This is a genomic window from Pseudomonas sp. AF03-9, assembly GCF_020515815.1.
Taxonomy (GTDB): domain Bacteria; phylum Pseudomonadota; class Gammaproteobacteria; order Pseudomonadales; family Pseudomonadaceae; genus Aquipseudomonas.
The window spans coordinates 45,011-69,350 of record NZ_JAHPJF010000009.1 but is presented as its reverse complement, the minus strand read 5'-3'; the positions used below and the strand labels follow the sequence as shown (position 1 = coordinate 69,350).

Annotated in this window: 19 protein-coding genes; 5 read left to right on the top strand and 14 right to left on the bottom strand. The window is 61.6% G+C overall.

All coding sequences use genetic code 11. The features are described 5' to 3' along the window. Together LIY36_RS12935 and LIY36_RS12930 are read left to right on the top strand one after the other, a co-directional pair. Window positions 1-3,066, top strand: coding sequence for an efflux RND transporter permease subunit (locus LIY36_RS12935; protein ID WP_226455887.1), 3,066 nt, complete (start codon window positions 1-3; stop codon window positions 3,064-3,066). Between the two features lie 2 nt (window positions 3,067-3,068). Continuing rightward, the gene (locus LIY36_RS12930; RefSeq protein WP_192299367.1) at window positions 3,069-3,662 is read left to right on the top strand and encodes a LysE family translocator; all 594 of its coding nucleotides are present in this window, start codon (window positions 3,069-3,071) and stop codon (window positions 3,660-3,662) included. A gap of 36 nt (window positions 3,663-3,698) precedes the next feature. On the opposite strand, the gene LIY36_RS12925 is transcribed toward LIY36_RS12930, so the two are convergent. Genes LIY36_RS12925 through plsB form a run of 3 tightly spaced genes read right to left on the bottom strand, consistent with a single transcriptional unit; the run spans window position 3,699 to window position 7,400 of the window. Beyond that, window positions 3,699-4,388, bottom strand: a complete 690-nt coding sequence (locus tag LIY36_RS12925) for a DUF4197 domain-containing protein (RefSeq protein ID WP_226455886.1) — start codon at window positions 4,386-4,388, stop codon at window positions 3,699-3,701. A 39-nt stretch (window positions 4,389-4,427) separates the two neighbouring features. Next, window positions 4,428-4,829, bottom strand: coding sequence for a YbaY family lipoprotein (locus LIY36_RS12920; protein WP_192299365.1), 402 nt, complete (start codon window positions 4,827-4,829; stop codon window positions 4,428-4,430). 51 nt (window positions 4,830-4,880) lie between these two features. Then, window positions 4,881-7,400 (bottom strand): glycerol-3-phosphate 1-O-acyltransferase PlsB, encoded by a 2,520-nt coding sequence (gene plsB / locus LIY36_RS12915; protein WP_226455885.1) that lies wholly within the window; start codon window positions 7,398-7,400, stop codon window positions 4,881-4,883. A gap of 181 nt (window positions 7,401-7,581) precedes the next feature. Between plsB and LIY36_RS12910 the strand changes: the two genes are divergently transcribed. Next, the gene (locus LIY36_RS12910) at window positions 7,582-7,791 is read left to right on the top strand and encodes a cold-shock protein (RefSeq protein WP_226455884.1); all 210 of its coding nucleotides are present in this window, start codon (window positions 7,582-7,584) and stop codon (window positions 7,789-7,791) included. Between the two features lie 144 nt (window positions 7,792-7,935). On the opposite strand, the gene LIY36_RS12905 is transcribed toward LIY36_RS12910, so the two are convergent. From LIY36_RS12905 to LIY36_RS12890, 4 genes are all read right to left on the bottom strand, one after another. After that, complete coding sequence (locus LIY36_RS12905) at window positions 7,936-8,313, bottom strand: hypothetical protein (RefSeq protein WP_078731861.1); 378 nt, start codon at window positions 8,311-8,313, stop codon at window positions 7,936-7,938. A gap of 49 nt (window positions 8,314-8,362) precedes the next feature. Then, the gene (locus LIY36_RS12900; RefSeq protein ID WP_226455883.1) at window positions 8,363-9,172 is read right to left on the bottom strand and encodes a putative RNA methyltransferase; all 810 of its coding nucleotides are present in this window, start codon (window positions 9,170-9,172) and stop codon (window positions 8,363-8,365) included. Then, window positions 9,172-10,323, bottom strand: coding sequence for a succinyl-diaminopimelate desuccinylase (dapE, locus tag LIY36_RS12895; protein WP_058425298.1), 1,152 nt, complete (start codon window positions 10,321-10,323; stop codon window positions 9,172-9,174). Before dapE ends, LIY36_RS12900 begins: the two co-directional genes overlap by 1 nt. Window positions 10,324-10,589: 266 nt before the next feature. Beyond that, window positions 10,590-13,181 carry a glycosyltransferase gene (locus LIY36_RS12890; RefSeq protein ID WP_192299361.1) on the bottom strand — a complete coding sequence of 864 codons (2,592 nt, stop codon included), beginning with the start codon at window positions 13,179-13,181 and terminating at the stop codon, window positions 10,590-10,592. A 217-nt stretch (window positions 13,182-13,398) separates the two neighbouring features. Here LIY36_RS12890 and tcdA point away from each other — a divergent pair, with 217 nt between their 5' ends. Next, window positions 13,399-14,208, top strand: coding sequence for a tRNA cyclic N6-threonylcarbamoyladenosine(37) synthase TcdA (gene tcdA, locus LIY36_RS12885; protein ID WP_370694889.1), 810 nt, complete (start codon window positions 13,399-13,401; stop codon window positions 14,206-14,208). Between the two features lie 116 nt (window positions 14,209-14,324). On the opposite strand, the gene LIY36_RS12880 is transcribed toward tcdA, so the two are convergent. The 4 genes from LIY36_RS12880 to LIY36_RS12865 all read right to left on the bottom strand — a co-directional run bounded on the left by LIY36_RS12880 (window position 14,325) and on the right by LIY36_RS12865 (window position 17,435). Beyond that, a complete protein-coding gene (locus LIY36_RS12880; RefSeq protein ID WP_226455882.1) occupies window positions 14,325-14,738 on the bottom strand; it encodes a SufE family protein in 414 nt (137 codons plus the stop codon). Then, a complete protein-coding gene (locus LIY36_RS12875) occupies window positions 14,735-15,940 on the bottom strand; it encodes an aminotransferase class V-fold PLP-dependent enzyme (RefSeq protein ID WP_226455881.1) in 1,206 nt (401 codons plus the stop codon). The genes LIY36_RS12880 and LIY36_RS12875 overlap by 4 nt, the downstream gene beginning before the upstream one ends. Window positions 15,941-16,004: 64 nt before the next feature. Next, window positions 16,005-17,039, bottom strand: coding sequence for a 2,3,4,5-tetrahydropyridine-2,6-dicarboxylate N-succinyltransferase (dapD, locus tag LIY36_RS12870; protein WP_226455880.1), 1,035 nt, complete (start codon window positions 17,037-17,039; stop codon window positions 16,005-16,007). Between the two features lie 33 nt (window positions 17,040-17,072). Then, a complete protein-coding gene (locus LIY36_RS12865; RefSeq protein WP_065903097.1) occupies window positions 17,073-17,435 on the bottom strand; it encodes an ArsC family reductase in 363 nt (120 codons plus the stop codon). Between the two features lie 215 nt (window positions 17,436-17,650). Here LIY36_RS12865 and LIY36_RS12860 point away from each other — a divergent pair, with 215 nt between their 5' ends. Beyond that, window positions 17,651-19,294, top strand: coding sequence for a Na+/H+ antiporter (locus LIY36_RS12860; protein ID WP_226455879.1), 1,644 nt, complete (start codon window positions 17,651-17,653; stop codon window positions 19,292-19,294). Between the two features lie 69 nt (window positions 19,295-19,363). On the opposite strand, the gene LIY36_RS12855 is transcribed toward LIY36_RS12860, so the two are convergent. From LIY36_RS12855 to LIY36_RS12845, 3 genes are all read right to left on the bottom strand, one after another. Next, window positions 19,364-20,095: a M12 family metallopeptidase gene (locus LIY36_RS12855; RefSeq protein ID WP_226455878.1), complete on the bottom strand. Its 732-nt coding sequence runs from the start codon at window positions 20,093-20,095 to the stop codon at window positions 19,364-19,366. Window positions 20,096-20,264: 169 nt separating this feature from the next. After that, window positions 20,265-21,464, bottom strand: coding sequence for a succinyldiaminopimelate transaminase (dapC, locus tag LIY36_RS12850; protein WP_226455877.1), 1,200 nt, complete (start codon window positions 21,462-21,464; stop codon window positions 20,265-20,267). Window positions 21,465-21,607: 143 nt separating this feature from the next. Continuing rightward, complete coding sequence (locus LIY36_RS12845; protein WP_226455876.1) at window positions 21,608-24,310, bottom strand: [protein-PII] uridylyltransferase; 2,703 nt, start codon at window positions 24,308-24,310, stop codon at window positions 21,608-21,610. Window positions 24,311-24,340: the final 30 nt, after the last annotated feature.

Below are 24,340 nucleotides of genomic sequence, written 5' to 3'. Positions count from 1 at the left end.
ATGGGTTTCAATCTTTCCGAATGGGCGTTGCGTAATCGCCAGATCGTACTGTTCCTGATGATCCTGCTGGCAGTGGTCGGCACCTTGTCCTACACCAAGCTGGGGCAAAGCGAAGACCCGCCGTTCACCTTCAAGGCCATGGTGATCAAGACCAACTGGCCCGGCGCTACGGCTCAGGAAGTTTCGCGCCAGGTCACCGAGCGCATCGAGAAAAAACTGATGGAGACCGGCGACTACGAGCGCATTGTCTCCTTCTCGCGTCCCGGCGAATCCCAAGTCACCTTTATGGCCCGCGACTCCATGCACTCGGCGCAGATCCCCGAGCTGTGGTATCAGGTGCGCAAAAAGATCAGCGACATCCGCCAGACCTTACCACCGGACATCCAGGGGCCGTTTTTCAATGATGAGTTCGGCACCACCTTCGGCAACATCTACGCCCTGACCGGCGATGGTTTTGACTACGCCGTGCTCAAGGACTACGCCGACCGTATCCAGATTCAACTGCAACGCGTGCCGGATGTGGGCAAGGTCGAGTTGCTTGGCCTACAGGACGAGAAGATCTGGATCGAGTTGTCCAACCTCAAGCTGGCGACCCTCGGCCTGCCGTTGGCGGCGGTACAGCAGGCGTTGCAAGAACAGAACGCGGTCTCTACCGCCGGCTTCTTCGAAACCCCGACCGAACGCGTGCAACTGCGGGTGTCGGGTAATTTCAAGACGGTGGAAGAGATCCGCAACTTCCCGATTCGTGTGGGTGACCGCACCTTCCGTATCGGCGATGTCGCCGACATCCACCGGGGTTTCAACGATCCTCCGGCACCGCGCATGCGCTATATGGGCGCGGACGCCATCGGCCTGGCCGTGGCCATGCGCGACGGCGGCGACATCCTGGTGCTGGGCAAGGCGCTTGAAGGCGAATTCGCACGCCTGCAGAAGAACCTTCCGGCAGGCATGGAGCTGCGCAAGGTGTCGGATCAACCGGCTGCGGTGAAAACCAGTGTCGGCGAATTCGTCCAGGTCCTGGCCGAGGCACTGGCCATCGTGTTGCTGGTCAGCTTCTTCTCCCTCGGTGTACGCACCGGCATGGTGGTCGCCCTGGCAATTCCGCTGGTGCTGGCGATGACCTTTGCCAGTATGTATTACCTCGGGATCGGCCTGCACAAGATCTCCCTCGGCGCATTGGTATTGGCCCTGGGCCTGCTGGTGGATGATGCGATCATCGCCGTGGAAATGATGGCGATCAAAATGGAGCAGGGCTATGACCGGCTCAAGGCCGCGAGTTTCGCCTGGACCAGCACTGCGTTCCCGATGCTCACCGGTACCTTGATCACCGCCGCGGGTTTTCTGCCGATTGCCACAGCGCAGTCGAGCACTGGTGAATACACCCGTTCGATTTTCCAGGTGGTGACCATCGCCTTGCTGGCCTCTTGGGTCGCGGCCGTGGTGTTTGTGCCGTACCTGGGGGAAAAACTCCTACCGGACCTGGCGAAGATTCATGCGGCCAAACATGGTGCCGACGGTCCTGATCCCTACGGAACCCCCTTCTACCAGCGTGTAAGACGTTTGGTGGAGTGGTGCGTGCGCCGGCGTAAAACCGTGATCGTACTGACCCTGCTGCTGTTTATCGGCTCGGTGGCGCTGTTCCGTTTTGTGCCGCAACAGTTCTTCCCGGCCTCCGGTCGCCTGGAGCTGATGGTCGACCTGAAGCTGGCCGAAGGCACCTCCCTGAGCAACACCGCCGAGCAGGTCAAACGTCTGGAAGCGCTGCTCAAGGATCACGCCGGTATCGACAACTACGTGGCTTACATAGGCACCGGTTCGCCGCGTTTCTACCTGCCCCTGGACCAGCAGTTGCCGGCCGCCAGTTTCGCCCAGTTTGTGGTGTTGGCCAAAACCATCGAGGAACGTGAAAGCCTGCGCACCTGGCTGATCGAAACCCTCAACGAACAATTCCCCGAGCTACGCTCGCGGGTCACGCGCCTGGAAAACGGCCCGCCTGTAGGCTACCCGGTGCAGTTCCGCGTGACTGGCGAACACATCGAAGAAGTCCGCGCCCTGGCGCGGAAAGTGGCGGCCAAGGTTCGCGAAAATACCCACGTGGCCAACGTGCACCTGGATTGGGAAGAGCCGAGCAAGATCGTCTACCTCAATATCGACCAGGATCGCGCCCGCGCCCTCGGTGTGAGCACCGCCAATCTGTCGAAATTCCTACAGAGTTCGCTGACAGGTTCCAGCGTCAGCCAATACCGGGAGGACAACGAGTTGATCGAAATCCTCCTGCGCGGCACCGTCCACGAGCGCACCGAGTTGTCGCTGCTGCCAAGCCTCGCCGTGCCGACCGACAACGGTAAAAGTGTGGCGCTGTCGCAAATCGCCACCCTCGAATACGGCTTCGAAGAGGGCATCATCTGGCACCGCAATCGTCTGCCGACGGTGACGATCCGCGCCGACATCTATGGCAAGGAGCAACCGGCGACCCTGGTCCAGCAGATCCAGCCGACCCTTGAAGGCGTGCGCGCCGAACTGCCGGATGGCTACTTGCTGGAAGTCGGCGGTACCGTCGAGGATTCTGCCCGTGGGCAAAACTCGGTCAAAGCCGGCGTACCGCTGTTTATCGTGGTGGTGCTGACCTTGCTGATGCTGCAACTGCGCAGCTTCTCACGTACGGCGATGGTGTTTCTGACGGCGCCGCTGGGCCTGATCGGCGTGACACTATTCCTGTTGGTGTTCCGCCAGCCCTTCGGCTTTGTGGCCATGCTTGGCACCATCGCGCTGTCGGGCATGATCATGCGCAACTCGGTGATCCTGGTGGACCAGATCGAGCAGGACATCAAGGCCGGGTTGGCGCCATGGCAGGCCATTATCGAAGCTACCGTCCGACGCTTCCGTCCGATTGTTCTCACCGCCCTCGCGGCGGTGCTGGCGATGATCCCGCTGTCGCGCAGCGTGTTCTTCGGGCCGATGGCAGTGGCGATCATGGGTGGGTTGATTGTGGCGACGGCGTTGACCCTATTGTTCCTGCCGGCCCTGTATGCTGCGTGGTTCCGAGTGAGGAAGGACGTCGCGTAATCATGTTGGCCACTGTTTCAGCCCTGATGTTGTTATTGCTTGCCCCTGGCCCGACCAACACCCTGCTGTTTCGCGCAGGGCTGTTGTTCGGCTGGCGGGCCTCGTGGCAACTGGCATTTGTCGAGTGCCTGGCCTACCTGCTGCAGGTTTCGCTGTGGGGTGTGGCCTTGCTGTATCTGGCGGCGTATTCGCCATGGGCGTTGAAGGCCACGCAACTGGCGGCGGCGTGTTACCTGCTGTATGTCTCGTACAAACTCTGGCAACGCAAGAACAGCGCGGCCGACCCGAGCCGCGACCGTTTCTCCGGGCTGTATTTCTTCTGGCTGACGGTGATGAATCCCAAAGGCCTGTTGATCGTGTCGTTCATCGCGCCGGTCGGCGCCTTTGCCACGTTGCCAGGCTATGCCGGGTTCATGCTCACCCTGGTGTTGGTGGTGATCCCGGTAGGGTCGGCGTGGATTGTGCTGGGCAGTCGCTTCGAAGGGATTCAAAAGGCCTGGCTGACGCCGTTGAAGATCAACCGCGCCACCTCGATCGCGATTGGCTGCTTTGCCACATTGATGGTGGGGCGGTTGGCGGAATCGGTCCTGCATTAGATCGCTCCCCGTTGCAGGGAGCGATCCTTCCAACGTTTACAGCGCGCCGAACACCTTCTTCGCCAGGCTGGTGGCCGCGGCCGCCGGGTTCTTGCGAATGGTTTCTTCCTGTTGCGCGATCATCTTGAACAAGCCATCCAGCGCCTGCTCGGTCACGTAGTTTTCGACGTTGGCGCTTTTTGCGTCCACTGCGCCAAACGCCGCAGCCTTGCCGGCCAGGGCGTTGTACTGCTGGGCCACGCCGACCTTGTCGGTCGCCGCTTTCACGATGGGCAGGAACTTGGCGCGGATCTGCTCACGGCTGCTTTTGTTCAGGTATTGGGTGGCCGAGTCCTGGCCGCCGCTGAGGATGCCCTTGGCGTCGGTCACGCTCATGTTTTTCACGGCATTTACCAGGATCGGCTGGGCCTGGGTCACGGCGGACTCCGCAGCTTTGTTCATGCTGGTTTCCAACTGCGTGACCTGGTCACCCATGCCGAACATCTTCAGCTTGTCGGCCACTTTGCCCAACTTGCCCGGCAAACCGATCTTCACTTGCGGATTGTTACTGAAACCTCCCGGTACACCCAGTTGTTTCACGGCGATCTGTGCGCCTTGGGTCAGGGCGTCCTTCAGGCCGCCGCTGGCGTCGCCCTGGGACAGGCTGCTGAGGTCCAGGGCCATGGCGTTGGCGCCGAGCAGCAGGCCGGCACACAGGGCAGTAAAGCGAAGGGAGTTGCGGAGCATGGGCGCTTCCTTTTGATGGGGCGTGTGTTCTGGAGGCTATCAGTGGGCCGCGGCGTCAACGCGCAAGCGCAGGGGTTGCGGGTCCTGGCCGTTGAGCTGCACAGAGTGCCGTTCGGTGGTGATAAACATTAGCTTGCCATCCACTTCGATGCGAGCGCTGACCGAATAACTGTGGCCAGGCTTGACCTGTGCTGGGTCGTAGCTCAGGTGAAACGCCAGGGGCACCTGGCCTTTGACCGGGCCTTTCTGCTCCGCCAGCGTCACGGCTGGCGCGTCGGCCAGGGACACGTCTTGCAGGCTGACACTCAAGATGGCGGTGGGCGGCAGGGCGATGCGTTGCAGGTAGAACACTTCGCCATCGAGGCTGGCCTTGGGGGCGGGCGTCATGGATTGGCAGGCTCCGAGCAGGGCGGTGAGGCCGAGGAGGATGATCTTTTTCATGGTGTTGCTCCTTGTCAACGGCGCCGGAAACCGCCCGGCGCCTTATTCAATCTAGCGGCTTTCTTCAGGCGTGGGGGCGTCAGGTTCGAGCGGCGTTTGCGCCGCGCCATCGACGCGATGCAGTGCGACCTGGCGGATCGACAGGCGAATTTCCGCCGGCAACACGCGCTTGGCCGCGCCTTCGGCCAGTTCGCCGAGCAGGTCGTGGTAGCTCAGCTTGCCGGCTTCATCGCGGCGCAGCACATCTTGCTCCAGCAACGTCTGAATAAAATGTCGGAAAAGGCTCTTGTCGAAGAACTCCGGTGCGTTGAGGCCATGCAGGATCGACAGGCGCTGGGCCATCACCGTGCACAGGTCCTCCAACTCCTCGGCGCTGATGCTGTTCTGGCCGCTGTTGAGCAGCAGCGAGATCGCCATGTAGAAGCGTTGCAGGGTCTGGGCGATGCTCTTGGACAATAGCGTCAGCAGCACGAAGTGCGTTGAACTCGGGGCCGGGCGCAGGTACACGTTGTTCTCGAAGCGCAGCAGGCCTTGCTCGACGAAGGCTTCCAGCCACTGGTCGACCACGCTGTCCAGCTCATCCAGCGACCAGCGGATAAACAGCTCCGATTGCAGGTACGGGTACAGCGCGTGGGTGTAGCGCAGGATCTGTTCGCGGCTCATCCGCGAGCTGCTCTGGAAAAAACTGGCGAGCAATGCCGGGAGGGCAAAGATGTGCAGCACGTTGTTGCGGTAGTAGGTCATCAGGACAGCGTTTTGCTCGCCCAGGTACACAATCTTACCGAGGGCGTCGCTCTGTTCCGACAGCAGATCCATGTCCTTGACGTGCTTGATCAGCGCCAGGCCATCGCCTTCGGGCAACGTGGTGTGGGGCGAGTAGGGCACGCGGCGCAGCAGCGCCAGGTACAGGTCCAACTGGCGTGCCATGGCCTGTTCATCCAGGGCCAGGCGTGTGGTTGAGAGCAACGCCAGGGCCACCAGGTTGACCGGGTTGACCGCAGCGGCTTCGTTGAGGTGGCGGGCCACCCGCTCGCCGAGGCGGTTGGTGGTTTCGTTGAGCCATGCCGGTTTGTAGTTCGGGCCCAGCTCCTGGGCGCGCCAGTCCGGTTGCTCGGCGTCGAGGAACTCCGCCAGTTTGATCGGCTCGCCGAAGTTGACCGCGACTTGGCCAAAGCGCTGCTTGAGCGCGCCGACCACTTTGAAAATATCGAAGATCGACTCTTTCTTCTTGCTCGCGCCGCGCAACTCACCGAGATAGGTCCGGCCTTCGAGCACGCGCTCATAGCCGATGTACACCGGCACGAAGACGATGGGCATGCGCGAAGAGCGCAGGAAGCTGCGCAGGGTGATTGCCAGCATGCCGGTCTTTGGCTGCAGCATGCGCCCGGTACGCGAGCGGCCGCCTTCGACGAAGTACTCCACCGGGAAGCCTTTGGTGAACAGGGTATGCAGGTATTCGTTGAACACCGAGGTGTACAGCGGGTTGCCCTTGAAGGTGCGGCGCATGAAAAACGCACCGCCACGGCGCAGCAGGCTGCCGATCACCGGCATGTTCAGGTTGATCCCGGCGGCGATGTGCGGCGGGGTCAGGCCATTCTTGAACAGCAGGTAGGAGAGCAGCAGGTAGTCGATGTGGCTGCGGTGGCACGGTACGTAGATCACCTCGTAGCCCTGGGCAACCTTTTGCACGCCTTCGATGTTGTTGACCTTGATGCCGTCGTAGATCTTGTTCCAGAACCAGCTCAGCACCACTTCGAGGAAGCGGATCGCGGTGTAGGTGTAGTCCGACGCGATCTCGTTGCCGTAGCGCAGGGCCAGGGCCTTGGCTTTGTCCGGGGCGATTTTTTCGCGTTCGGCCTCGTCCGCAATGGCTTGGCGCACCAGCGGCATATTGACCAGGCCTTTGACCAGGTTGCGTCGGTGGGACAGGTCGGGGCCGATCACGGCGGTCTTCAGGTTGCGAAAGTGCACCCGCAGGATCCGTTGGGCCATGCGGACGGTGCGTTCGTGGCCTTTATTGTGCTCGATCAACTCACGCAGGTTGATAGGCGCGGAGAATTGCACACGGGTCTTGCGACCGAGGATCAGGATGCTCAGCAACCGGCGCAGGCGGCCGGTGACCGCCCAGCTGTCGGCGAACAGCAGTTTCCACGGGCTGGACTCGCTTTCCGGCGACTGGCCCCAGAACACGCTGACCGGAATGATTTGTGCATTCTCTTCGGCGTGCTCGCTGAGGGTGTTGACCAGTCGGGTCAGGGTCGGCGGCGCGCCGCGCTTGTCCTGGCGGCCGAGCCAGTCCGGCTCGGGCGTGAGGTAGAAGAACGCCGCCGGCTCCATCAACGGGCCCACCGATACCGGCAGCACCGGGCGCGGCAGGCCGGCCTTGGTGCACTCGGCATCGACCACGGCCAATTCGGTGAGGGAGGGCGATTGCAGGACGTAGAACACCGGCCGACTGCGGTCGAGGTTAAGGGTAAGGGACGACTGGTTGATCGTCTCCGAGCGAACCCAGAGGTACAACAGTCGGCGCAAGGTGCCAAACACCAGACGGCGGAACGGGGAGCGGGTCATAGGCGTGCTGCTTCAAGTGGGAAAAACCGAGCAGGTGCTCGGGCGGGTAGTGTGCCGTATTCGCCGAAAATCGGCAAAAAAGCCGCGAAGTAAACTTGAGTTGATGGTTTTTGAACCTGTCTTATACTCGGCAGTTCAATGCGACCGACTCAACAATAAAAAGCATATGGGAGGAAGACAGATGACAACGCGCGAAACCGGCAATGTGAAGTGGTTCAACGATGCAAAGGGTTACGGGTTTATTCAGCGGGATGATGGCAAGGATGTGTTTGTGCACTACCGCGCCATTCGCGGTGAAGGCCATCGTTCGTTGGCCGAGGGCCAGCAGGTGGAATACGCCGTGGTGACCGGCGAGAAGGGCTTGCAGGCGGAGGATGTGGTGGGCCTGTAACCTGATTTTTGTTACATCGCTGAACCCATGTGGGAGCGGGCTTGCTCGCGAAAGCGGTGTGTCAGTCACAAGAGATGTTGACTGATCCACCGCTTTCGCGAGCAAGCCCGCTCCCACATTTGATTGGGTTCACAATTCGGCTTTCTATGCAGTTTTCCAGGTGATCTGTTCTTCACCGTCCGCGCTGATACGAATCCAGGTGTCGGCGCTTTCTTCGCCTTCTTCCTCAACCCACGTACCCGGTGCGCAACGCACTTCGACGTTCAGCGCAGCAAATGCAGCGCGGGCGCAGGCGATGTCGTCGTCCCACGGGGTCTGGTCGCTTTCCAGGTACAGGCTGTTCCATTTGCCTACAGCCTTCGGCAGCCAGGTGACAGGCACGTTACCGGCCTTGCACTTGTAGGTCTGGCCTTTCTGGACCCAGTCGGTGCACGGGCCCAGGGCGGCGCCCAGCCAGGCGGCGATAGCCTTGTAGTCGACGTCGGCGTCCTTCAGGTAAATCTCGATATCGGGTTGGCGCATGGATGTTCCTCGTTGCGGGATTTAAAAAATCCATTCGCGGAAAAGTCGGTTATTGAAGCACGAAATAGTCGTAGCGCATCGACACGGTGACGATCAGCGGCTCGGCGGCCTCGATCACGTCGCTGCGGCGTTCGGCACTGGCGCGCCAGCCATGGGGTGTCATGGCCAGCAGGTTGGCGCGGTCCTGGGGTTGCGCCAGGCTCAGCGTGAACTCGAGGGTTTCGCTGTGCGCCAGGCTCATGCCTTCCGGCACCAGGGCCAGGTGTTTGTCGTCGGTGTACTCACGCACCTCGTCGTAAAGACGCTCGCGCAGTTCCATCAGGTGACCGCTGGTCGGGCCGACTTTCATCAAGCCGCCGCCGGGGCTCAGCAGGCGCTTGGCCTCTTCCCAGTCCAGCGGGCTGAATACGCTGGCGAGGAATTGGCAACTGCCTGACGCCAAGGGCACGCGGGCCATGCTGGCGATCAACCAGGTCAGCGCCGGGTTGCGTTTGCACGCACGCTTGACCGCTTCCTTGGATATGTCCAGCGCATAGCCGTCGGCGCGGGGCAGGGCGTCGGCGATTTGCGCGGTGTAGTAACCCTCGCCGCAGCCGATGTCCACCCAGCGCGCCGGGGCGCGCTCAGCGGCCAGTTCGGCCAGGCGCCTGGCGACCGGCGCGTAATGGCCGGCGTTGAGGAAGTCGCGGCGCGCCTCGACCATGGCGAGGTTATCGCCCGGGTCGCGGCTGTTTTTGTGCTGCACCGGCAACAGGTTCAGGTAACCCTGGCGTGCGCGGTCGAAACGGTGCCCGGCGGGGCATGCGACGCCATTGTCGACCGCGTTGAGCGGCGCACTGCAAATGGGGCAGGCCAGCATCAGGCGAGCAACTTGATCAGGGTCTGGTAGTAGATTTCGGTCAGCACGTCGAGGTCGCTGGCCAGAATGCGCTCGTTGACCTGGTGGATCGTCGCGTTGACCGGGCCCAGTTCGACCACCTGGGTACCGAGGGTGGCGATGAAACGCCCATCGGAGGTGCCACCGCTGGTGGACGCCTGGGTCTCACGCCCGGTGATCGCCTTGATGCTCGCGGATACCGCATCCAGCAGCGCGCCCGGCTCGGTGAGGAACGGCAGGCCCGACAGCGCCCACTCCACGTGCCAGTCCAGGCCATGCTTGTCGAGAATCTGCGCGACCCGCTGCTGCAGACCTTCGACGGTGGATTCGGTGGAGAAGCGGAAGTTGAACACCGCCGTCAGGTCGCCCGGGATCACGTTGGTCGCGCCGGTGCCGGAATTCAGGTTGGAAATCTGGAAGCTGGTCGGCGGGAAGAAGGTGTTGCCGTCGTCCCAATGCTCGGCGGCCAGTTCAGCCAGGGCCGGAGCGGCCAGGTGGATCGGGTTCTTCGCCAGGTGTGGGTAGGCCACGTGGCCTTGTACGCCGCGCACGGTCAGGGTGGCGCCGAGGGAGCCGCGACGGCCGTTCTTGACCACGTCACCCACCAGCGTTGTGCTCGACGGTTCGCCGACGATGCACCAGTCCAGGCGTTCCTTGCGTGCGGCCAGGCGTTCGATCACGGCCTTGGTGCCGTGGTGCGCCGGGCCTTCTTCATCGCTGGTGATCAGGAAGGCGACCGAGCCCTTGTGGTCCGGGTAGTCGGCGACAAAACGCTCGGACGCGACGAGCATCGCGGCCAGGCTGCCTTTCATGTCCGCTGCGCCACGGCCGCAGAGCATGCCGTTGTCATCGATCAGCGCGTCGAACGGGTCGTTCTGCCAGGCCTGCACCGGGCCGGTCGGCACCACGTCGGTGTGACCGGCAAAGCACAGCACCGGGCCATCGTGCTTGCCATGGGTGGCCCAGAAGTTGTCCACGTCTTCAATACGCATCGGCTCAAGCGCAAAACCGGCGTCGCCCAGGCGCTGCATCATCAGCTTCTGGCAATCGGCGTCGATCGGCGTCACAGAGGGGCGACGGATCAGGTCGATGGCAAGTTGAAGGGTCGGCGAAAGGTCGGCATGGGCCGTCATGGGAAAACTCCGGGAAGCGTGTAATGGGCGCAGGACGTATGAGGACCTTAAACTGGCGCAGATCCAATGTGGGAGCGGGCTTGCTCGCGAATGCGGTGGGTCAGTCAATTCATGTGTGGCTGACACACCGCATTCGCGAGCAAGCCCGCTCCCACATAGACCTGCTTTCACATGAAGCACTGGTGCAGGCCAAGTCTTGCAAAACGGCCGTTATCTTATAGCAAAACGGCGGCCAGAGGCCGCCGTTTAGTGCATTGCGCAAGTTTTTACGCAGCTGGCGCGGGCTCCACGGCTGCCGAAGGTTTCGGCAACGACGACAGGAACGCCATGATCAGCGCCGCCACGTACGGCAGCGACTGTACCAGCAGCATCACCACCCAGAAGCGCATGTCATTGCTCGGCAGGCCTTGCACCAGATAGATCCCCAGTGCGGCACCCCACAACAGCAGCATGATGAACATTTCTTCGCGGGCTTCGGAAATCGCTACCCAGAAGCCGTGGTTATCCGCGTTTTTCGGTGTACGAAAGAACGGAATACTGCTGGTGAAGAAGCCATACAGCACCGCCTTGGCGATGGTGTGGGACAACGCCAGGCCGGCCAATGCTGCGCAGAACGCGTCCTTGAGGTTCACGCCTACGGCACGGCGGTACAGGAAGATGATCTTGCCCACCTTGAACACGAACAGCGCCAACGGCGGAATCGCGAAAATCAGCAGCGGCGGGTCGACCCGCGTCGGCACGATGATCATCGCCGCCGACCACAACAGCGCGCCGACGGTGAAGAAGATGTTCATGCCGTCCGCCACCCACGGCAACCAGCCCGCGAGGAAGTGGTAACGCTGGCCACGGGTCAGCTCGGTGCCCTTGCCACGCAAGAGGCTTGCGGTGTGGCGCTTGATGATCTGGATTGCACCATAGGCCCAGCGGAAACGCTGTTTCTTGAAGTCGATAAAGGTATCCGGCATCAAGCCCTTGCCGTAGCTGTCGTGGTAATACGCTGCCGACAGGCCTTTCTCGAACACCCGTAGGCCGAGTTCGGCATCTTCACAAATGCACCAGTCGGCCCAGCCGAGTTCTTCGAGCACCGAGCGACGGGTCATGGTCATGGTGCCGTGCTGGATGATCGCGTCACGGTCGTTGCGGGTGACCATGCCGATATGGAAGAAGCCCTTGTATTCCGCGTAGCAGAGCTTCTTGAAGGTGCTTTCGTTCTGGTCGCGGTAATCCTGCGGCGACTGCACCACCGCGATTTTCGGGTCGGCGAAGTGCGGCACCATGTGCTTGAGCCAGTTCGGCGATACGCAGTAATCGGAGTCGATCACCGCGATCACTTCGGCATCCTTGGCGGTGTGCGGGATCAAGTAGTTCAACGCGCCACCCTTGAAACCGGCCAGGGGCGCGACGTGGAAGAACTTGAAGCGCGGGCCGAGGGTTTCGCAGTAGTCGCGTACCGGCTCCCAGACGGCCGGGTCCTTGGTGTTGTTGTCGATGATCAGGACTTCGTAGTCCGGGTAATCGAGGGCGGCCAGGGCGTCGAGGGTCTGTTTGACCATCTCCGGCGGCTCGTTGTAGCAGGGCACGTGGATCGACACTTTCGGGCGGTAGTCCGAATCCCCTTCAACCGGCAGGAATTCACGCCGGCGCTTGTGGGTCCACACCGCTTCCGCCAGTTCGTGGGCCTCGGTCAGCAACACGATAAACACGCCCAGCGCGCCAAGGGCCAGGAGAATGCCAACGGTGACACTGAACCAGGTGCTGTATTGCTGGCTGTAGTCGTAACCGATCCACACCAGCACCGAACCGCACAGGAACGCGATAAAGGTCAGGAAGGTCCGACCCCGCTGGCGCAGCGCCGAGCCGTCGATCATCAGCAGGGTCAGGGACAGCAGCGCGAGCACCACCGAACCGATGGCGAGTACGCGCCACTGCGGGATTGCGACGACCGGGCCTTCAAAGTTGAATTTCTGCTGGCGCGCGCCGTTGAATACGCCCCAGTAAGCACCGGCCGAGCCTTCGTCGCTGACTTTCCACGGCTGATCGAAGGCCTCGATCACGAAGTAGTTGTAGCCCTGGCGGTTCAGCTTATTCACCAGCGTACGCAGGTAAATCGCCTGGTCGGCCGGCGACGTTTCGTTGCCACCGCGCATGCGCCCGTTACTCGGCCAGCCAACTTCCGACAGCAGCAGCGGCTTTTTCGGGAACAGCTTCTTCAGATCCTTGGCACGGTCGAGTACGTACTGGCCGGCCTTGTCCATCGGAATGTATTCCCAGAACGGCAGGATGTGCGCGGCGATCAGGTCGACGTGCTTGGCCAGTTGCGGGTTCTTTTCCCAGATGTCCCATTGCTCGGATGTGGTGACCGGCACTTTGACGGCGGCGCGCACCCGATCCAGCAGCACGATCAGCGCTTCTGGAGTGATGTCCTTGCGGAACACGGCTTCGTTACCCACCACGACCCGCACCACGCTGCGCGAGCTGTTGGCGATTTCGATGGCGCGCTGGATTTCCCGTTCGTTGCGTTCAAGGTCGGGGCTGATCCAGATCCCCAGGGTCACCCGCAGGCCGAACTCTTCGGCCAGTTTGGGGATGTCACCCAGGGTGCCGTCCACCGAGTAGGTACGGATGTTGTCCGTCAGCTTGCTCATGATCTCAAGGTCACGACGCATCTCGTCGTCGCTTGGGAACTGGTTTTTCTGTGGGTACTGGCCTTGCTGGAACGGCGAGTAGGAAAAACCGGAGATCTGTTCAGGCCAGTTGGGAGCGGTGACCGGGCGGTTGATCAGCGCCCAGAAGCCGGTGAACAGCGCGGCAATTGCCAGCACGATCACCAGATTGAGTCCAAATTTACGCGATGCCATGGTTATGTCGGGTTCCAAAGGGTGTGGAACGAAAAGAGGTGTCGGCCTGCGCCGAACGGCGCGCATCCTACACCGGCCTTTCCCTGAGCGTATAGCAGACAGAGAAAAGCCGGACGTTAGTCAGCGAAAGGCCATCTAAGTTCTTTACTTGTAGCTTGTCGCTTCGAACTTGTCGCTCTGTAGTCCATAATGCGCGCCGGTTTTTGGGGTAATGGTCATGAGTACAGAAGATCCACGGTTTGCAGGCGTCGCCCGCTTGTATGGCATTGAAGGCCTGGAACGCTTGAAAGCGGCCCATGTGGCGATCGTCGGCGTCGGCGGCGTGGGCTCCTGGGCGGCGGAAGCCATGGCCCGTTGCGGTGTGGGCGAGATTTCGCTGTTTGACCTGGATGACGTGTGCGTCAGCAACAGCAACCGCCAGTTGCATGCGCTGGACAGCACCGTAGGCAAACCCAAAGTCGAGGTGATGGCCGATCGCTTGCGCGGCATCAATCCGGATTGCGTGGTGCATGCGGTGGCGGACTTCGTCACCCGCGACACCATGGCCGAATACATCACGCCGAACATCGACTGCGTGATCGACTGCATCGATGCCGTGAATGCCAAGGCGGCGCTGATCGCCTGGTGCAAGCGCCGCAAGATCCAGATCATCACCACTGGCGGCGCCGGCGGGCAGATCGACCCGACGCTGATCCAGGTGTGTGACCTGAACCGCACGTTCAACGACCCGCTGGCGTCGAAAGTGCGCTCGACCTTGCGTCGGGACTACGGTTTCTCGCGCACCGTGACCCGCCACTACAGCGTGCCGTGCGTGTTCTCCACCGAGCAACTGCGCTATCCCAAGCCGGATGGCAGCATCTGTTTGCAGAAGAGTTTTGTCGGCGATGGGGTGAAGCTGGACTGTGCCGGTGGGTTTGGGGCGGTGATGATGGTGACGGCCACGTTCGGCATGGTGGCGGCGACCAAGGCCGTGGACAAGATTGTGGCCGGGGTGCGCAGGCCTTCAGAGCGTGTTAAACCCGCCTAGGTTCCAGAACCTTGCACAATTCAAAATGTGGGAGCGGGCTTGCTCGCGAATGCGCTGGTTCAGGCAATGATGTATCGACTGGCACACTGCTTTCGCGAGCAAGCCCGCTCCCACAGTTAGCCTTGTGTACGGCTTAGTTCTCGCATGCGCTGCAGCACTGCATTCAAGCCATTGCTGCGCGACGATGATAATTGGCGGGAGAGTCCTAATTGATTGAACCAGTCGTGCAGATCGACGGCTTGCAGTTCAACGGCCGACAACCCATTCACCCGCGCCAGCAGCAACGCCACCAGTCCCCGAATCATCCGTGCATCACTGGCGGCAGCAAACTGCCAATGCCCGTCTTGCAAGCGCCCCACCAACCACATCAGGCTTTCACAGCCCTGCACCAGGTTGGCGTCGACTTTATCTTCCGCGGCCAGGGCCGGCAAACGCTCGCCCCATTGCATCAGCATGCGCGCGCGCTGTTCCCAACTGCCTACCGCCTGGAAGGCCTCCAGTGCAGCGACTGCCTCCACCGGCAGGCTCATCGCAGCATATCCAGCGCCTGATCCAGTGCTTCAAAAAAGCGCTCCAGATCGTCGGAATCGTTATACAGCGCCAGCGATACACGGATTGCCCCCGACAAGTGCATCGCCTTGAGCAACGGCATCGCGCAATGGTGCCCGGCGCGCACGGCAATACCTTGTTCAGTCAGCAGGTGGGCGAGATCAGCGTTGTGCACGCCTTCGACCACGAAGCTGACCAGGGCCACCTGGGGCGATCCCAATACCTGTACGCCGTTGCGTGCTTTGAGCCCGCGCAACAGGTAGTCGTGCAGGGCCGCTTCATGGGCGATCACGGCGTCGGCGTGAAGTGAACTCAGGTAATCCAGGCTGGCGCCCAGGCCGATCACGCCTGCAATCGGCGGCGTACCGGCTTCAAACCCCAGCGGCGCCGGACGGAAGCTGGCGCTGTGGTAATCGGCCTGTTGCACCATCTCGCCGCCGAACTGCCAGTGGCGCAGGTGATGCAGCGCTTCATTGCGGCCAAACAACACGCCGACGCCATCCGGGCCGTAGAGTTTGTGGCTGGAGAAAACGTAGAAATCGCAAGCCAGGGCCTGCACGTCGTGGCGGCCGTGGACGATGCCCTGGGCGCCGTCCACCACGCTCAGGGCGCCATGGGCCTTGGCCAGTGCGAGCAAGGCGTCCAACGGCTGCCAGGCGCCGAGTACGTTGGACAGCTGGCTCACCGCCAGCAGGCGCGTGCGCGGGCCGATCAACTCACTGGCGGCGGCGAGGTCGATCACGCCGTCATCGCCCAGTGGCAATACCACCAGCGTCAGCGCGCGGCGTTTGGCCAGTTGCTGCCAGGGCAACAGGTTGGCGTGGTGTTCCAGGGCGCTGATGACAATCTCATCGCCCGCATTGAATAGATGCTCCAGGCCATAGGCCAAGAGGTTCAGCGCAGAGGTTGCGCCGTGGGTGAAGACGATCTGCCCGCTGTCGCCTGCGTTCAGCCACTGCGCGACCTTGCTGCGGCTGTCTTCGAATGCCTGGGTCGCATGGGCCCCAGGCAGGTGCTGGGCGCGGTGCACATTGGCTGCGCCATTGGCGTAGTAATGGCTGATGGCGTCCAGCAAGGCCTGGGGTTTTTGCGTGGTTGCGGCGTTGTCCAGGTAGGTCTGGTCTTGCCGTTGCAGGGTGGCGATGGCCGGGAAATCGGCGCGCCAGGGAGAGGGCACTAGCATGGTGTTCAAGACTCGTATAAGCGAGCCCCAGGGTCGGGGCCCGCTAGTGGCATCGAGTGGCTGCTTAGTTGTGAGCGTGCAGCGCTTCGTTCAGTTCGATGGCCGATTTGTGGGTTTTGCACTCCACGGCACCGGTCTCGGAGTTGCGGCGGAACAGCAGGTCCGGCTGGCCGGCCAGATCACGTGCCTTGACCACCTTGACCAGTTGGTTCTGCTCGTCCAGCAGCGCGACCTTGGTCCCGGCGGTGACGTACAGGCCCGATTCCACGGTGTTGCGGTCGCCCAACGGGATACCGATACCGGCGTTCGCGCCGATCAGGCAGCCTTCGCCCACCTTGATCACGATGTTGCCGCCGCCCGACAGGGTACCCATGGTGGAGCAACCGCCGCCCAGGTCGGAACCCTTGCCGACGAACACGCCAGCCGACACACGGCCTTCGATCATGCCCGGGCCTTCGGTGCCGGCGTTGAAGTTAACGAAGCCTTCGTGCATCACGGTGGTGCCTTCGCCCACGTAGGCGCCGAGGCGGATCCGCGCGGCGTCAGCGATACGCACGCCGGTCGGGACCACGTAGTCGGTCATTTTCGGGAACTTGTCCACCGAGAACACTTCCAGCAGCTCGCCACGCAGGCGGGCTTCCAGCTGGCGCTCTGGCAGTTCGCCGAGATCGATCGCGCCCTGGCTGGTCCACGCCACGTTCGGCAGCTGCGGGAACACACCGGCCAGGCTCAGGCCGTGGGGCTTGACCAGGCGATGGGACAGCAGGTGCAGCTTGAGGTAGGCCTCAGGCGTGGAGGTCAGCGCGGCGTCTTCGGCCAGCAGGGTGGCGACCAGCGGGGTGTGGCTTTCAGCCAGGCGATTGAGCAGTGCAGCCTGGGTGGCGTCGACGTTCTTGAGTGCATCGGCCAGTTGCAGCGCCTGGCTGATGGTGAAGGTGATCGCCTGGTTGCCTTCGCTGTAGCCGAGGATCGGCGCGATGGCGGCGACGATCTCTGCCGACGGGTTGAGCAGCGGTTGTGCGTAAAACACTTCCAGCCAAGCACCTTGGCGGTTCTGAGTGCCGACGCCGAAGCCCAGGCTGAACAGGGAATTGGACATGCTGTTACCTCTACAAAAATGGAAAGGGCTGGCCTACTTGAGGGCCGCCGAATAGCTATCTGGCTTGAAGCCAATCAGGGTTCTGTCACCGAGATCGAGCACCGGGCGCTTGATCATCGAGGGTTGTGCGAGCATCAATTCAATGGCTTTCGACTGATCGAGATCGGCTTTGCGTTCGTCTTCGAGTTTGCGAAAGGTGGTGCCCGCACGGTTCAAAACCACCTGCCAACCGTGCTCATTGCACCATTGGGTCAAGTGTTCGCGGTCGATACCGGCCGTTTTGTAGTCGTGGAACTCGTAGCTCACCCCGTGCTCATCGAGCCAGGTGCGCGCCTTTTTCATGGTGTCGCAGGCTTTGATGCCGAAAAGGTGCAAGGTTTTGCTTGAAACGGTCAAGGAATTGCCCCCCTTTGGACCAATGAAAACGCAAGGTCACGGATTATGCCACGACCGGCGGCCTGTGGTGCCGCTCGTCATGCCAGCGTGCGACTTATGTGCAAATGCCGGGCGGCAGCCGAGGCAGGTAACATAGCTGGCTAATATGGCACTTCAAAGGCGCGGCATTGCCTTATGTGTTTCATAGCAAGTCGATTGTCCGGGAACCCCGCGTTATGCAAACCGCCTATACCGTTCTAATCATGCTGATGCTGGTCAGCGTTTCGCGTCTGGTCGGGCGTGTCATCCCTTTGCCGTTGCCCTTGGTGCAGATCGGCGCAGGCGCCTTGCTGGCCTGGCCGACGCTGGGGTTGCATGTGGCGCTTGACCCGGAGTTGTTCCTGTTTCTGTTCCTGCCGCCGCTGTTGTTTTCCGATGGCTGGCGCATGCCCAAGCGTGAGTTGTGGCGGCTGCGCGGGCCGATCCTGACGTTGGCGGTGGGGCTGGTGCTGTTTACCGTGGTCGGCGCCGGTTACTTCATTCATTGGCTTTTGCCTACGATCCCACTGCCTGTGGCCTTCGCCCTGGCGGCAGTGCTGTCGCCGACGGATGCCGTGGCAGTGTCGGCCATTTCCCAGAATCGTTTGCCCACGCCGTTGATGCATATGCTTCAGGGGGAGGCCTTGATGAATGATGCTTCGGGCCTGGTGACGTTCAAGTTCGCCCTGGCTGCGGCGTTGACCGGAGTGTTTTCCCTGGCGGATGCCGGCCTCACGTTTGTGTTGGTGGCCGCCGGCGGCTTGGCCGTTGGCGTGGCGTTGAGCTGGCTGGTCGGTCGCTTGCGTGCGTGGATGATCTCGCGGGGTTGGGACGACCCGGCGACTCACGTGGTGTTCATGTTGCTGCTGCCCTTCGCCGCGTATGTGCTGGCTGAGCGTTTGGGGGCATCGGGGATTCTCTCGGCGGTGGCAGCGGGCATGATGCAAAGCTGGCTCGACCTGTTGCCGCGCCAGACCAGTACGCGCTTGCTCAATCGCAGCGTCTGGTCGCTGTTGGAGTTTGCTTTCAACGGCTTGATCTTCCTGCTGCTGGGCTTGCAACTGCCGGACATCATCAAGGCGGTGGTCAGTCATGAGCCGACGCTGTGGCCGACGTTGTTGTATCGCTGCCTGGACGTGATCGCGATCTTCCTGGTGTTGCTGGTGCTGCGATTTATCTGGGTGCAGAGCATCTGGCGGCTGTCGGGTTTGTTGCGCAGGCTGCGTGGGAAAAGTGAGCTGACCCTGGTGCCGACCGCGCGCTCATGCTGGCTTCTGACGGTCGGCGGTGTGCGGGGGGCGGTGACCCTGGCGGGTGTAATGTCGGTGCCGTTGCTGCTGGCGCCTGGCCAGGCCTTCCCTGAACGCGACTTGCTGATCTTTATCGCCGCTGGCGTGATCCTGCTGTCGCTGGTCGCCGCCTGCATCGCCTTGCCGCTGTTGTTGCGCGGCGTCGAAAAGAGCCCCGATGAGAAGCGCCACAACGAGGTTCGCGAGGCCTGGAAGAAAACCGCCGTGGCCGCGATCCATGCCCTGGAAGCCGAAGAGCCTGTGGAAAGCGACAACCAGGACGCCGCCCAGGCCGCGCTTGCTGCTGAGTTGAAGGCACGCCTGATGTCGGAGTATCGCCACCAGTTGGACGTGTTCAACGACTCCGCCGAAGCCCAGGCGCTGGCTCGCCAGATGGACCTGCTTGAGCGCAAGTTACGCCTCAAGGCCCTGCGGGCGCAGCGCCTGGAGTTGTATAGCTTGAGCCGTCATCACCAGATTGGTGATGACGTGTTGCGGGAGGTGTTGGCCGAGTTGGATATGAGCGAGGCGAACCTGGGCTCGCTGAAATGACCCGTCAGTATCCTATACCTCGCACCTTACTGGCAGCGTGCAGGCGTGGTGTCCTCACCTGGCTGAATATCAATCGGCCAATAAATGGATCACTGGTTTGTCGACGGAAGCGGGTGGGTAAAGGAGCGCGATAAATTGCTTATCGCCTTCCGATATATCCTCATTGAAATCCACGCCGACGCCATTGGTTGTTACGTGCGGCGGAACTTTGTAGTGCATCACTGACTTTGAGTCGTAGGCTGATGTGAGAGTGGTGCTCGAATCGGGAGGGTTTAGAAAATTCTCGTCGGTGACCTCTTTTGTATGACCAAGACTTTCGGATTCCGAGTACAGTTTTTCCTTGTTCCACTGTATGTCGTTATCCGGATGTTGGTGTTCATGCAACAGCCCCAATGCGTGCCCGAATTCGTGCCGTATTGAGTGGTTGAGCATATCGGCAGTCTGCACCAGGTCGATGTGCAGGGTGGGTTCGTGCAGAGGCATTTGTTTTGCCTGTGTGCCAATGACCGACCAATTGCCTGTACCGTCATTTTTGCCCGATATTCGAATGTCACCGTCATTGGTGTTGATAAAGTTGAACTTCAAGTTTGTATAAGGCTGCCAAAGATTAATATTTTTCTTTATGTATTCTTTTGCTTTATCCGGCATGTCGAACAATGAAATATTAAGCGTTGAGCCTTGGGGCCATAAGTGTTGGGTCGAGGCAATGCCACGTTCGTGCCTGATCAGCACGGGGGCGGCTGTTTGGGGGGATGGGAGTGCGGGGATGTTGTAAGAGTAGCGCGAGAGATTATTGATCATTAATGTTCCAGGACCGTCGTCGGCCGGCAAGAGCATCCATTCAGTTTATGAGTCCTTCCGTTGGGTGGTAAGTCCTGAAGTCTGGTTCCATGTGCAGTGAGCAAAGTGCTCCGTCTCGACGTGCGCCTGGATGCCCCGCACTGCGTTGCACAGTGCGGGTATTACAGGGTTACTTGCGACGCTGAATGAAATCGCGAATCCGCTCCGCCGCTTCCACACACTCCGCCAACGGTGCAACCAGCGCTAGGCGCACACGCCCGGCGCCAGGGTTGAAACCGTCCACTTCCCGCGATAGGTAAGAACCTGGCACCACGGTCACGTGTTCTTCCACGAACAGGTCACGGCAGAACGCGGCATCGTCGCCCTTTACATTCGGCCACAGGTAGAAACCACCGTCCGGGCTTTGTACGTCCAGTACTGGCTTGAGGATGGCCAGCACCGCGTCGAACTTCTCGCGGTACAGGTCACGGTTGGCCAAGACGTGGGCCTCGTCCTGCCAGGCGGCAATGCTGGCCAGTTGGGTTTGCACTGGCATCGCGCAACCGTGGTAGGTGCGGTACAGCAGGAAGGCCTTGAGGATGTCGGCGTCACCGGCCACGAAACCCGAGCGCAGGCCCGGCAGGTTGGAGCGCTTGGACAGGCTGTGGAACACCACGCAACGCTTGAAGTCCTGGCGGCCGAGTTCGACGCAGGCGCTCAGCAGGCCCGGCGGCGGGGTCTGTTCGTCGAAGTACAGCTCGCTGTAGCACTCGTCGGCGGCGATCACGAAGTCGTATTCGTCGGCCAGGGCGATGAGCTTCTTCAGGGTGTCGACCGGGATCAGCGCACCGGTCGGGTTGCCGGGGGAGCACAGGAACAGGATCTGGCAGCGTTTCCAGATGTCCGGGGTCACGGCGTCGAAGTCCGGGTTGAAGCCGTTGGCATCCAGGCATGGCAGGTAATGCGGCTTGGCCCCGGCCAGGAACGCAGCACCTTCGTAGATCTGGTAGAACGGGTTCGGGCTGACCACCAGCGCGTCGTCGCCACGGTTGACCACGGTCTGGGTGAAGGCGAACAGCGCTTCACGGGTGCCGTTGACCGGTAGGATATTGCGTGCCGGGTCGAGCCAGCCCTTGGGCACGTCGAAGCGGCGTTCGCACCAGGCGCCGATGGCCTCGCGCAGGGCCGGGATGCCCAGGGTGGTTGGGTAGACGGCCATCTGATCGAGGTTGTCGGCCAGGGCCTTGGCCACGAATTCCGGGGACTTGTGCTTGGGTTCGCCGATGGACAGCGCAATCGGGCGCTTGTCCGGGTTCGGCGTGACGCTGCCGAGCAGGGCGCGCAGTTTCTCGAACGGGTAGGGTTGCAACTGGTTCAGGGCGTTGTTCATGTAAGCCTCTATCACGGTGAGCACCGAACCTGTGGGGGCTGGCTTGCCTGCGATCGCATCGCCGCCAGTCATCTGTTGCACCGCGGCGCCCGCATCGCAGGCAAGCCAGCTCCCACAGGGATCGTGTTCACAAAGTTAACAATTCAAATGGTCAGGCGCGTCAGTTCGACGCCGGGCTCCTGGGGCACGCTCAGTTGCTGGACGATGGCTTCCTGCAAGCGCAGGCACAGCTCAGGGTCGGACAGCGGCTGGTTGTCGGCGTCGGTGATGAAGAACACGTCTTCCACGCGCTCACCAAGGGTCGCAATCTTGGCGTTCTGCAGCGACAGGTCGAACTCCAGGAATATCCCGCCGATGCGTGCCAGCAGGCCTGGACGGTCCGGCGCGCTGAGCTCCAGCACCGTGACCGGGCGCTGGGCGTCGTTGGAAATGGTCACCTGGGGCGCAAACGCAAAGTGTTTGAGCTGGCGCGGCACCCGGCGCTGGATGATGGTCGGGTAGTCGTCCGGGTTGCGCAGGGCCTCGGTCAGGCCTTCGCGGATTTTTTTCACCCGTGCCGGGTTGTCGCCGATGGACTCGCCTTCGGTGTCGAGCACGATGTAGGTGTCGAGGGTGAACTGGCTGCTGGAGGTGATCACTCGCGCGTCATGGATGTTCAGGTTGAGCTGGTCCATGGCCGCCACGGTCACGGCAAAGAAGTCGTGCTGGTCCGGCGCGTAGATGAAGATCTGCGTACCGCCTTCGAATTCGCGCTGGGTGGTTTCCTTGATCAACACCAGCGGGCCGCCATCGGCCGGCTGCTGCAGGATCGCGTCACTGTGCCAGGCCACGTCGCCGGCGGTGTGGCGCAGGAAGTAATCGTCGCCCAGTTGCGACCACAGTTGCTCGACGTCGTCCGGGTCATTGCCACCACGTACCAGGATGTCCAGCGCCGCGCTTTGGGTGCGACGGATCTGTTCTTCGCGGTCGACCGGGTTTTCCAGGCCGCGGCGCAAGGCACGCTTGGTCTCGGTGTAGAGCTGGCGCAACAGGCTGGCGCGCCAGGAGTTCCACAGGGTCGGGTTGGTGGCGTTGATGTCGGAGACGGTCAGCACGTACAGGTAGTCGAGGCGGGTTTCGTCGCCGACGATGCCAGCGAAATCGTGGATCACCTGCGGGTCGGACAAGTCCTTGCGCTGGGCGGTGGTCGACATCACCAGGTGGTTTTGTACCAGCCAGACGATCAGGCGGCTGTCCCACAGCGGCAACTGGTGGCGCTGGCAGAACGCCTCGGCGTCGACGGCGCCGACTTCCGAGTGATCGCCATGCCGACCTTTGCCGATGTCATGGTACAGGCCGGCCAGGTAGATCAGTTCGGGCTTGGGCAGCTTGGCCATCAGCTTACTGGCCAGCGGGAATTTCTCTGATACCTGGGTGTACTGCAACTTACGCAGGTGCTTGATCAGGTTCAGAGTGTGGGCGTCCACGGTGTAGATGTGGAACAGGTCGTGCTGCATCTGCCCGACGATAAAACCGAACTCCGGCAGGTAGCGCCCGAGGATGCCGTAACGGTTCATCCGGCGCAGGTTGCGGTGGATGCCGATCTTGCACTTGAACAGCTCGATAAACAGGCTGGTGTTGCGGATGTCGTTGCGGAACTCATCGTCGATCAGGTGACAGTTCTCCCGCAGCAGGCGGATGGTGTCGGCGCGCACGCCTTTGATTTCCGGCTGCTGGGCCATCAGCACGAAGATTTCCAGCATGGCGAACGGCGTGCGCCGGAACACGTTGTCGTTGCGGGCCTCGATATAGCCATCGTGCAGCTGGAAGCGCGCATTGATCGGCTGCGGCGGCGCTTCGTCTTCGGGAGCCAGGATCACCTCTTCGAAGTGCTGGATGATCAGGTCGCTGAGCTGGGCAATGCTCATGACCACCCGGTAGTACTGCTGCATGAAGCTTTCGATGCTGGTCTTCGCGTCCTCGCCCTCAAAGCCCAGCAGGGTGGCGATGGAGCGTTGATGGTCGAACAACAGGCGGTCTTCGGAGCGCCCGGCGAGCATGTGCAGGGCGTAGCGCACTTTCCACAGGAATTCCTGGGACGAGGCCAGCAGGGCGTTTTCGCTCTCTACCAGGAAGCCTTCGCCAGCCAGGGCGCGCAGGTTCAGGGTGCCGTACTGGCGACGGGCCACCCACAGAATCGTCTGGATGTCCCGCAGCCCGCCGGGCGAGCCTTTGACGTTGGGTTCCAGGTTGTATTCGGTGTCGTTGTACTTGTGGTGGCGGGCTTTCTGTTCGGCGCGCTTGGCGAGGAAAAAATCCTTGCTCGGCCACATGTGCGCAGTGCTGGTGACTTCGAGCATGCGTTGGCGCAAGCGCTCGGGGCCGGCGATGGTGCGGCTTTCCATCAGGTTGGTGATGACGGTGAGGTCGGCGCGGGCCTCTTCGGCGCATTCGTCGACGGAGCGCACGCTCTGGCCGACTTCCAGGCCGATGTCCCACAGCAGCGTCAGAAAGCGCTCGATGGAATCGCGAAAAATCTCATGGTCGGCGCTGTCCAGCAGGATCAGCAGATCGATGTCGGAGTAGGGGTGCAGCTCCCCACGACCATAGCCGCCGACGGCCACCAGGGCGATGTCGGCGTCCTCGCTCCAGTTGAACTGCTCCCAGGCCTTTTGCAGGATGTTGTCGACGAACCAGGCGCGATCTTCGATCAGCCGGCGAATATCGCGACCGTTGCGAAAGCGCTCATCGAGCACCTCGCGGGCCTGGCGGATCGCCTTCTTGAAAGCGGCAATGGGGCTTGCCTTCAGGGCCAGTTCGGCCTGGAACTGGCCACGGTCGAAGAGTTCGGGATCCACCTGGGGCATCGATCGGCTTTCCTTTCTATCTATTCAGTC

Bases quoted from the DNA above. Each gene is read 5' to 3' on its own strand.
- LIY36_RS12910 (WP_226455884.1), top strand. From the start codon at position 7,582: ATGACAACGCGCGAAACCGGCAATGTGAAGTGGTTCAACGATGCAAAG.
- LIY36_RS12925 (WP_226455886.1), bottom strand. From the start codon at position 4,388: ATGCTCCGCAACTCCCTTCGCTTTACTGCCCTGTGTGCCGGCCTGCTG.
- LIY36_RS12875 (WP_226455881.1), bottom strand. From the start codon at position 15,940: ATGCTAGTGCCCTCTCCCTGGCGCGCCGATTTCCCGGCCATCGCCACC.
- dapD (WP_226455880.1), bottom strand. From the start codon at position 17,039: ATGTCCAATTCCCTGTTCAGCCTGGGCTTCGGCGTCGGCACTCAGAAC.
- LIY36_RS12935 (WP_226455887.1), top strand. From the start codon at position 1: ATGGGTTTCAATCTTTCCGAATGGGCGTTGCGTAATCGCCAGATCGTA.
- LIY36_RS12845 (WP_226455876.1), bottom strand. From the start codon at position 24,310: ATGCCCCAGGTGGATCCCGAACTCTTCGACCGTGGCCAGTTCCAGGCC.
- LIY36_RS12920 (WP_192299365.1), bottom strand. From the start codon at position 4,829: ATGAAAAAGATCATCCTCCTCGGCCTCACCGCCCTGCTCGGAGCCTGC.
- dapC (WP_226455877.1), bottom strand. From the start codon at position 21,464: ATGAACAACGCCCTGAACCAGTTGCAACCCTACCCGTTCGAGAAACTG.
- tcdA (WP_370694889.1), top strand. From the start codon at position 13,399: ATGAGTACAGAAGATCCACGGTTTGCAGGCGTCGCCCGCTTGTATGGC.
- plsB (WP_226455885.1), bottom strand. From the start codon at position 7,400: ATGACCCGCTCCCCGTTCCGCCGTCTGGTGTTTGGCACCTTGCGCCGA.
- LIY36_RS12930 (WP_192299367.1), top strand. From the start codon at position 3,069: ATGTTGGCCACTGTTTCAGCCCTGATGTTGTTATTGCTTGCCCCTGGC.
- LIY36_RS12890 (WP_192299361.1), bottom strand. From the start codon at position 13,181: ATGGCATCGCGTAAATTTGGACTCAATCTGGTGATCGTGCTGGCAATT.
- LIY36_RS12905 (WP_078731861.1), bottom strand. From the start codon at position 8,313: ATGCGCCAACCCGATATCGAGATTTACCTGAAGGACGCCGACGTCGAC.
- LIY36_RS12880 (WP_226455882.1), bottom strand. From the start codon at position 14,738: ATGAGCCTGCCGGTGGAGGCAGTCGCTGCACTGGAGGCCTTCCAGGCG.
- dapE (WP_058425298.1), bottom strand. From the start codon at position 10,323: ATGACGGCCCATGCCGACCTTTCGCCGACCCTTCAACTTGCCATCGAC.
- LIY36_RS12860 (WP_226455879.1), top strand. From the start codon at position 17,651: ATGCAAACCGCCTATACCGTTCTAATCATGCTGATGCTGGTCAGCGTT.
- LIY36_RS12900 (WP_226455883.1), bottom strand. From the start codon at position 9,172: ATGCTGGCCTGCCCCATTTGCAGTGCGCCGCTCAACGCGGTCGACAAT.
- LIY36_RS12855 (WP_226455878.1), bottom strand. From the start codon at position 20,095: ATGATCAATAATCTCTCGCGCTACTCTTACAACATCCCCGCACTCCCA.